This window comes from Streptomyces sp. NPDC004667 (genome assembly GCF_040609475.1).
In the GTDB taxonomy this organism is placed as follows: domain Bacteria; phylum Actinomycetota; class Actinomycetes; order Streptomycetales; family Streptomycetaceae; genus Streptomyces.
Genome location: NZ_JBEXKC010000161.1, coordinates 1 through 7,999, shown reverse-complemented (window position 1 = coordinate 7,999; position 7,999 = coordinate 1). Strand labels below are relative to the sequence as shown.

Annotated in this window: 8 protein-coding genes; 7 read left to right on the top strand and 1 reads right to left on the bottom strand. The window is 72.7% G+C overall.

Going from position 1 to position 7,999, the window contains the following annotated elements; translation table 11 throughout:
- Window positions 1-100: 100 nt before the first annotated feature.
- A complete protein-coding gene (locus ABZW32_RS38070; protein ID WP_356225253.1) occupies window positions 101-1,216 on the bottom strand; it encodes a YihY/virulence factor BrkB family protein in 1,116 nt (371 codons plus the stop codon).
- Window positions 1,217-1,233: 17 nt separating this feature from the next.
- On the opposite strand from ABZW32_RS38070, the gene ABZW32_RS38065 reads away from it, so the two are divergent.
- The 7 genes from ABZW32_RS38065 to ABZW32_RS38035 all read left to right on the top strand — a co-directional run.
- Complete coding sequence (locus ABZW32_RS38065; protein ID WP_356225251.1) at window positions 1,234-2,877, top strand: acyl-CoA dehydrogenase family protein; 1,644 nt, start codon at window positions 1,234-1,236, stop codon at window positions 2,875-2,877.
- 385 nt (window positions 2,878-3,262) lie between these two features.
- A complete protein-coding gene (locus ABZW32_RS38060; RefSeq protein WP_356225255.1) occupies window positions 3,263-4,534 on the top strand; it encodes a GAF domain-containing protein in 1,272 nt (423 codons plus the stop codon).
- Between the two features lie 26 nt (window positions 4,535-4,560).
- Entirely contained in the window at window positions 4,561-5,124 is a 564-nt protein-coding gene (locus ABZW32_RS38055) for a GNAT family N-acetyltransferase (protein ID WP_356225249.1), read from the top strand.
- A 304-nt stretch (window positions 5,125-5,428) separates the two neighbouring features.
- Complete coding sequence (locus ABZW32_RS38050; RefSeq protein WP_312847410.1) at window positions 5,429-5,512, top strand: putative leader peptide; 84 nt, start codon at window positions 5,429-5,431, stop codon at window positions 5,510-5,512.
- 219 nt (window positions 5,513-5,731) lie between these two features.
- Window positions 5,732-7,438: a nitrite/sulfite reductase gene (locus ABZW32_RS38045; protein WP_356225247.1), complete on the top strand. Its 1,707-nt coding sequence runs from the start codon at window positions 5,732-5,734 to the stop codon at window positions 7,436-7,438.
- A complete protein-coding gene (locus ABZW32_RS38040; protein ID WP_266843340.1) occupies window positions 7,435-7,614 on the top strand; it encodes a hypothetical protein in 180 nt (59 codons plus the stop codon). The genes ABZW32_RS38045 and ABZW32_RS38040 overlap by 4 nt, the downstream gene beginning before the upstream one ends.
- Window positions 7,611-7,999 (top strand): phosphoadenosine phosphosulfate reductase family protein (locus ABZW32_RS38035; protein WP_356225245.1); only part of this gene is annotated, 389 nt, incomplete at its 3' end. The genes ABZW32_RS38040 and ABZW32_RS38035, both read left to right, overlap by 4 nt.

Here is a 7,999-nt window from a genome sequence, read left to right as displayed (position 1 = left end):
GCACCCGGCCCCGGAGCCCCGCCCCGCGGCGGCCGGCCCCCGGCGCCGCCCGGCCCGGCGCCTCGGTGCTCGCGCAGCCGCTCGGTGCCCCCGCAGCCGCTCAGTGCTTGCGCAGCCGCGAGGTGTAGTCCTCGGGCGGCAGGAACTTCGACCAGCGCTCCGGGAACTCCGACGGCATCCCGGCGTCCTCGTCGTCCTCGGACTCCCCTTCGGCCAGGGCCCGCCAGGCGGCGGCCCGCGCCACCAGCTGGGCGGCCTCGGCCTCGCGGACGCGTTCGTTGGCCTCGCGCGCGGCGGCGGTGGCCACCGAGGGCCAGACCCGGTCGATGGCGGCGTTGACGGCCGCCCCGACGAGCACGGCGAAGGCCGAGATCCCGATCCACAGCAGGATCGCGACGGGTGCGGCGAGGGAGCCGTAGATGGTGGGCCCCTCGACGGTGTTGGTGAGGTAGATCCGCAGCAGGAACGAGCCCAGGACCCACATCGCGAGGGCCACGAGCGCGCCCGGCACGTCCTCGATCCACGGCGAGCGGACGGGCACGGACACGTGGTACAGGGTGGTCAGGAAGGCGATCGAGAGCAGCGTGACCGTGGGCCAGTACAGGACCGCGATCACCTCCGTGCTCCAGGGCACCAGCCGGACGACCGCGTCGGGCCCGACGACCATCAGCGGCAGCACGATCGCGCCGATCAGCAGGGCGACCACGTAGAGGAGGAAGGCCAGCAGCCGGGTCTTGACGATGCCCCGCTGTCCGTCGAGCCCGTACATGACGGTGATGGTGTCGATGAAGACGTTGACGGCGCGCGAGCCGGACCACAGGGCGAAGGCGAAGCCGAGGGAGATCAGATCGGGACGGCCGCGGCTGGTGACGTCGTCGAGCATGGGTTTCGCGATGTCGTTGACGCCCCGGTCGGACAGGACGGTGCCGACCGCGCTCAGGATGTTCTCCTCGATGCTCTGCACGGACTGGGTGTCCGTCCAGCCGTCGACGTAACCGAGGAGGCCGAGCAGGCCGAGGAAGAGCGGGGGGAGGGAGAGCAGGGTGAAGAAGGCCGCCTCGGCCGCGAGCCCCAGGATCCGGTACTCGATGCACGAGTTGACGGTGTCTTTGAGCAGCAGCCAGGCCATCTTTCGCTTGGAGACGTTGCGGTAGAGGACCCGGGCCCGATGGAGCCGTCCTGGGATCCGCTCGGTTGTTTCTTTTGCTGGCTGCACGTCCTTACCGTATCCGCATGGCAGCCACCACCCACACAGTCAGCAACCAGGTCCCGCCGCTCGTCGGGTACGAGGCCTACCTGGGCGACCGGGCCCTCACCGAGGGCGTCGAGCGCCACCTCGCGGGCGTGGACGCCGAACTCCGGTACGAGGTGCGCGAGGAGCTCACCGCGCTCGGCCGGGCGGCCGGTTCCGCGCAGGCCCAGGAGTGGGGCCGGCAGGCGAACGAGAATCCGCCGGTGCTGCGTACGCACGACCGGTACGGGCACCGGATCGACGAGGTGGAGTTCCACCCCGCGTGGCACCGCCTCCTCGGGCACGCGGTGGCCTCGGGGCTCACCGACGCCTGGGGCCGGCCCGCGGGGCACCTGCGGCGGGCGGCCGGGTTCTTCCTGTGGTCGCAGGCCGAGTCGGGGCACGGCTGCCCGGTGTCGATGACGCACGCGGCGGTACCGGCGCTGCGGGCCGATCCGGAGCTGGCCGCGCAGTGGGAGCCGCTGCTGACCTCGCACGTCTACGAGGAGGGGTTGCGGCCCGCCGCGCAGAAGGGCGGGGTGCTCTTCGGGATGGGGATGACGGAGAAGCAGGGCGGGAGCGACGTCCGGGCGAACACCACCGCGGCGGTGCCGCTGGACGCCGGCGGGGAGTACCTGCTGACGGGGCACAAGTGGTTCTGTTCGGCGCCGATGAGCGACGGGTTCCTGGTGCTGGCGCAGGCACCGGGCGGGCTGAGCTGCTTCCTGGTGCCGCGGGTGCTGCCGGACGGGACGCGCAACGCCTTCGCGATCCAGCGGCTGAAGGACAAGCTGGGCAACAAGTCGAACGCCTCGGGCGAGATCGAGTTCGACGGGACGTGGGCACGGCTCGTGGGCGAGGAGGGCCGGGGGGTGCGGACCATCATCGAGATGGTCGCGGCGACCCGGCTGGACTGCGTGATCGGTTCGGCCTCGCTGATGCGGCAGGCCCTGACGCAGGCCGTCCACCACGCGGAGCACCGCTCTGCTTTCGGAGCGCCGCTCATCGACCAGCCGCTGATGCGCAACGTCCTCGCGGACCTCGCCCTGGAGTCGGAGGCGGCGACCGTCCTCACCCTGCGCCTCGCGGCCGCGTACGACGCCGGCACGGACGGGGAGCGGGCCTTCCTGCGCCTCGCGGTGCCGACCGCCAAGTACTGGGTGACCAAGCGGTGCACGCCGATGGTCGCCGAGGCCCTGGAGTGCCTGGGCGGCAACGGCTACGTGGAGGAGTCCGTACTGCCCCGCCTGCTGCGCGAGTCCCCGGTCAACTCGATCTGGGAGGGGTCGGGCAACGTCCAGGCCCTGGACGCGCTGCGCGCGCTCCAGCGGGAGCCGCAGGCCCTGAACGCCTTCCTCCAGGAGGTCGGGCTGGCCCGGGGCGCCGACCACCGGCTGGACGCGGCGATCAGGAACCTGCTCACCGACCTGGCCGACCTCGACGGGATCCAGGCGCGGGCCCGCCGGGTGGTGGAGCGGATGGCCCTGGTGCTCCAGGGATCGCTGCTGGTGCGGTGGGCGCCCCCGGAGGTGGCCGACGCGTTCTGCGCCTCCCGGCTCGGCGGGGACCGGGGCGCGGCCTTCGGGACGCTGCCGCACACCCTGGACCTGGCATCGGTGGTGGCACGGGCGCGGATCACGGGCTGAAGGCGGTCCCCCTGGGCCGCCGTGGTCCCCAAACCACCACGGCCCGAACCGCTCAGCGCCGGGATCCGGGCCCGCCACGGTGGGACCGGGGGTGGCGCCGCGCCGACTCGGCACCACCCCGCGATCCGAGAAGCCCCGAGGAAGGAGCTGCCACGCCGCTCGGCGGCGTGCCGATAGTTTCGGTCGGGTGACCGGGGCTTGGCGAGGGTTGCATACCGTTGCAACCCTGCGACCCTTCGGTGGGGAAGGTGCCATCCGCACGTGCCCGGGGAACGGGTACGGACGGGACCGCGGGCACGCCTGCGCAGTACGTCCTGTTCAGCACGGGGAGGATCCGGTGGCCCACACCTCAGGCGACACGGTCGACGTGGCGCGCATCGCGGCCATGGACGCGCGGGAGGCGGCGCGTCTGCTCAAGGACGTACGGGCCGCCGCGCTGGCCGGGGACCGCCCTCCGGCCGCGCCCCGCCCGGAGATCGCCGAGTCCTGGCGGCGCATGCTGGCCGGCGGGGTGCACCCCGACCGGGACGCCCGCTCGCGGCTGCTGTCCGCCGCCGAGACCGAGGAACGCCGGCAGGTCTCCCCGCTGCGGGAGATACTCCCGGTGCTGCGCGAGGGACTGCTGCCCGCCCTCGACGAGGCCCTGCACATCATGGTCGTCGCCGACGCCGACGGGCGGCTGCTGTGGCGGGAGGGGCACAGCACGATCCTGCGCAAGGCGGACCGGCTGGGTTTCGCGGTGGGGGCCGACTGGGACGAGGCGGTGGTCGGCACCAACGGGGTGGGCACCGCCCTGGTGGCCCGGCGGCCGGTCCAGGTGTTCTCGGCCGAGCACTTCGTCTCCAGCCACCACGACTGGACCTGCGCGGGCGCACCCGTGCGCGACCCCCGGGACGGGCGGCTGCTGGGGGTGGTCGACGTCAGCGGGCCGCTCGCCACCATGCACCCGGCGACCCTGGCCTGGGTCACCTCCGTGGCCCGGCTCGCCGAGCACGAGCTGCGGGTGCGCCACCTGGAGTCCCTGGAGCGGCTGCGGTCGGTCGCCGCCCCGCTGCTGGCCCGGCTGGCCGGGCGGGCCGTGGCCGTGGATCCGCACGGCTGGACGGCCGCCGTGACCGGGCTGGCCCCCGCCGACCGGATCCCGCTGCCGAAGGGGCTGGGGCCCGGGCGGCTGTGGATCCCGCAGCTCGGCGACTGCGTGGCGGAGCCGCTGCCCGGCGGCTGGCTGCTGCGGCTGGAGCAGTCCTGCGCGGCCGGCGCGGCGGTGAGCCGGGTCGTACTGGACCTGAGCCGGCCGCGGGCCTGGTCGGCGACCGTGTACGGGGCCGCGGGCAGCTGGTCCCAGGAGCTCACCCCGCGCCACGCGGAGCTGCTGTTCCTGCTGGCTGAGGCCCCGGGCGGGCGCACCGCCGCCGAGCTCGCCGCGGAGCTCTTCGGGGACCCGACCCGTACGGTGACGGTCCGCGCCGAGCTTTCCCGGGTCCGCCGCCACCTCGCGGGGGTGCTGACCCATCGGCCGTACCGCTTCGCGCAGGACGTGGAGGTGGAGCTGATCCGCCCCGAGGACCCCGACCTGCTGCTCCCCCACTCCACCGCCCCGGCGGTGGTCCGGTCCCGCCTGGGGCAGGGTGGGGGCCGGGGGACCCTCCGGCCGTGACCGGGGGGTGTGATTCCCTGAGGCGCATGAGCACCATCACTCTCACCACCTGGTCCCTCGAAATGACCTCGCCCGAGGATCTGGTCACCGCGGCCGTCCCCGGCCCCGAGATCCGCGTGGAGCGCGCGGAGGTCCCCTCGCCGGAGTTCAGCCGCTTCCTGTACGCCTCGGTGGGCGGGGACATCCACTGGACGGACCGGCTGTCGCTGACCCGCGCCCAGTGGGTGGAGCAGCTCGACCGGCCCGGCGTGGAGACCTGGGTGGCGTACGACCGGGGCACCCCGGCCGGGTACGTGGAGCTCGACCCGCAGCCCGACGGGGTGGTGGAGATCATGTACTTCGGGCTGCTCCCGGACTTCCGGGGCCGCCGCATCGGCGGACACCTGCTGTCGCTCGGGGTCGCCCGCGCCTGGGACCTCGCGGACCGCTGGCCGGAGCGGGAGCGGACCCGGCGGGTCTGGGTCCACACGTGCAGCCAGGACGGCCCGACGGCGATGGCCAACTACCAGCGCCGCGGCTTCAAGGTGTTCAGGACCGAGACCGAGGAGAAGCAGGAGGCCCCGACCCCGGGCCCCTGGCCGGGCGCGTAGGCCCCGCCCGCACGCCGCATCCGCACGCACCCCGGAGCCCGGGTCCCGTCACGGGACCCGGGCTCCGGCCGTGTCCGGCCCTCCCGCGCGGGGGTCCCGGCGCGGGGTAGCGTGGAACGGGCTCGAAGGCTGGATTCCGCCCCTCGTCCGGGCCGCCCGGCCGGCCTCCGGGCCACCCGCTCCCACCTGCGCGAAAGCCCCCTCCGAGGTGACGCCGATCACGCGGTCCCACGATCCGGGACGACTTCGTCCGGATCGTGGACACTAGTGGACTCCTCCAATCGGCGCATGACACGCTTCCGCCATGAATGGAGCTGGAATTGCCTTGGTGAGTCGGCGGCACGTCGACCTCGGCCGCATGTCCAGCGCCATCTGTCCGGCGCGCTGACGGAACCAGCCACCGCCGCACATCGCCGTAGTCCCCACTGCCGCGGACACGTCGATCACCCGCAAGCCCCTTGAGGCCGAACACCGCCCACGCTCGCCGGCAAACCCGGCAAAAGGGCGGTAATCAGCCACACCTGCTCAGAGACTCCAGCGTGTCAGGGGCGCGCCGCCGCTCCCCCCTGCCCCCGCCTTGAGCCGTTGAAGAAGGACGTACCCCGTCATGACCGCCACCCCCGAAACGCCCGCAGCCGCCCCCGCAGCCGCAGCGCGCCGCAAGACCGGCCGTCACCGCGGCGAGGGCCAGTGGGCCGTCGGACACCACACGCCCCTCAACGGCAACGAGCAGTTCAAGAAGGACGACGACGGTCTCAACGTGCGGACACGCATTGAGACGATCTACTCCAAGACGGGCTTCGACTCGATCGACCCCAACGACCTGCGCGGCCGCATGCGCTGGTGGGGCCTCTACACCCAGCGCAAGCCCGGGATCGACGGCGGCAAGACCGCGATCCTGGAGCCGGAGGAGCTGGACGACAAGTACTTCATGCTGCGCGTCCGCATCGACGGCGGCCGGCTGACCACCGAGCAGCTCCGCGTCATCGGCGAGATCTCCGAGGAGTTCGCCCGCGGCACCGCGGACCTCACGGACCGTCAGAACGTGCAGTACCACTGGATCCGGATCGAGGACGTCCCGGAGATCTGGCGCCGTCTGGAGGCCGTCGGCCTCTCGACCACCGAGGCCTGCGGTGACACGCCCCGCGTCATCCTCGGCTCGCCCGTCGCCGGCATCGCCCAGGACGAGATCATCGACGGCACCCCCGCCATCGACGAGATCTACCGCCGCATCGTCGGCAACCCGGACTTCTCCAACCTGCCCCGCAAGTTCAAGTCCGCGATCTCCGGCTCGCCGCTGCTCGACGTGGCGCACGAGATCAACGACATCGCCTTCGTCGGCGTGAACCACCCCGAGCACGGCCCCGGCTTCGACGTCTGGGTCGGCGGCGGCCTGTCCACCAACCCCAAGCTGGGCGTGCGCCTGGGCACCTGGGTCTCGCTCGACGAGGTCCCCGACGTCTACGAGGGCGTCATCTCGATCTTCCGCGACTACGGCTACCGGCGCCTGCGCACCCGCGCCCGCCTGAAGTTCCTCGTCGCCGACTGGGGCCCGGCCAAGTTCCGCCAGGTCCTGGAGGACGAGTACCTGAAGCGCGAGCTGACCGACGGCCCCGCGCCCGAGCAGCCCAGCGGCCAGTGGCGCGACCACGTCGGCGTGCACCAGCAGCAGGACGGCAGGTTCTACGTCGGCTTCGCCCCCCGCGTGGGACGCGTGGACGGTGCCACCCTCACCAAGATCGCCGACGTCGCCGAGCAGCACGGCTCCGGCCGCCTGCGCACCACCGCCGAGCAGAAGATGATCGTGCTCGACATCGAGGCGGACCGGGTGGACTCGGTCGTCGAGGCCCTGGAGGCGCTGGACCTGCGGGTCAAGCCGTCCCCGTTCCGCCGCGGCACCATGGCGTGCACCGGCATCGAGTTCTGCAAGCTGGCCATCGTCGAGACCAAGGCCCGCGGCGCCTCGCTCATCGACGAACTGGAGCGCCGCCTGCCGGACTTCGCCGAGCCGCTCACCATCAACATCAACGGCTGCCCGAACGCCTGCGCCCGTATCCAGGTGGCGGACATCGGTCTCAAGGGCCAGCTGGTCCTGGACGACGACGGCCAGCAGGTGGAGGGCTACCAGGTCCACCTGGGCGGCGCCCTCGGCCTGGAGGCCGGCTTCGGCCGCAAGGTCCGCGGCCTCAAGGTCACCTCCGCCGGGCTGCCGGACTACGTCGAGCGGGTCGTCACGCGCTTCCAGGAGCAGCGCGAGGACGGCGAACGCTTCGCCGCCTGGGTGGGCCGCGCCGCCGACGAGGACCTCTCATGAGCGAGCGCGCCGCACCGTTCTACTGCCCGTACTGCGGCGACGAGGACCTGTTTCCCCACGAGACGGGCCACGGCGCCTGGGAATGCAGGGCCTGCAACCGAGCCTTCCAGCTGAAGTACCTCGGGCTGCTGGCCCGGGGTGTTCGGTCCAACACCGCTGGAGGGGACGAGATATGACCACCGTTCAAGACACCCGTCTCACGGAACTGAAGGAACTGGCCGAGCGGGCGGGCCGGGACCTGGAGGACGCCTCCGCACTGGAGATCCTCACCTGGGCCGCCGAGAACTTCGGCAAGAAGTTCTGCGTGACCTCCTCGATGGAGGACGCGGTGGTCGCGCACCTGGCGTCCCGGGTGTTCCCCGGGGTGGACGTGGTGTTCCTGGACACCGGTTACCACTTCGAGGAGACCATCGGCACCCGTGACGCGGTGGAGGCGGTGATGGACGTCAACGTCATCACCCTCACCCCGCGCCGGAGCGTTGCCGAGCAGGACGCCGAGTACGGGCCGAAGCTGCACGACCGGGACCCGGACCTGTGCTGCGCCCTGCGCAAGGTCAAGCC

Coding starts and splice junctions, on each gene's coding strand:
- ABZW32_RS38045 (WP_356225247.1), top strand. CDS start 5,732: ATGACCGCCACCCCCGAAACGCCCGCAGCCGCCCCCGCAGCCGCAGCG.
- ABZW32_RS38055 (WP_356225249.1), top strand. CDS start 4,561: ATGAGCACCATCACTCTCACCACCTGGTCCCTCGAAATGACCTCGCCC.
- ABZW32_RS38065 (WP_356225251.1), top strand. CDS start 1,234: ATGGCAGCCACCACCCACACAGTCAGCAACCAGGTCCCGCCGCTCGTC.
- ABZW32_RS38060 (WP_356225255.1), top strand. CDS start 3,263: ATGGACGCGCGGGAGGCGGCGCGTCTGCTCAAGGACGTACGGGCCGCC.
- ABZW32_RS38040 (WP_266843340.1), top strand. CDS start 7,435: ATGAGCGAGCGCGCCGCACCGTTCTACTGCCCGTACTGCGGCGACGAG.
- ABZW32_RS38050 (WP_312847410.1), top strand. CDS start 5,429: ATGAATGGAGCTGGAATTGCCTTGGTGAGTCGGCGGCACGTCGACCTC.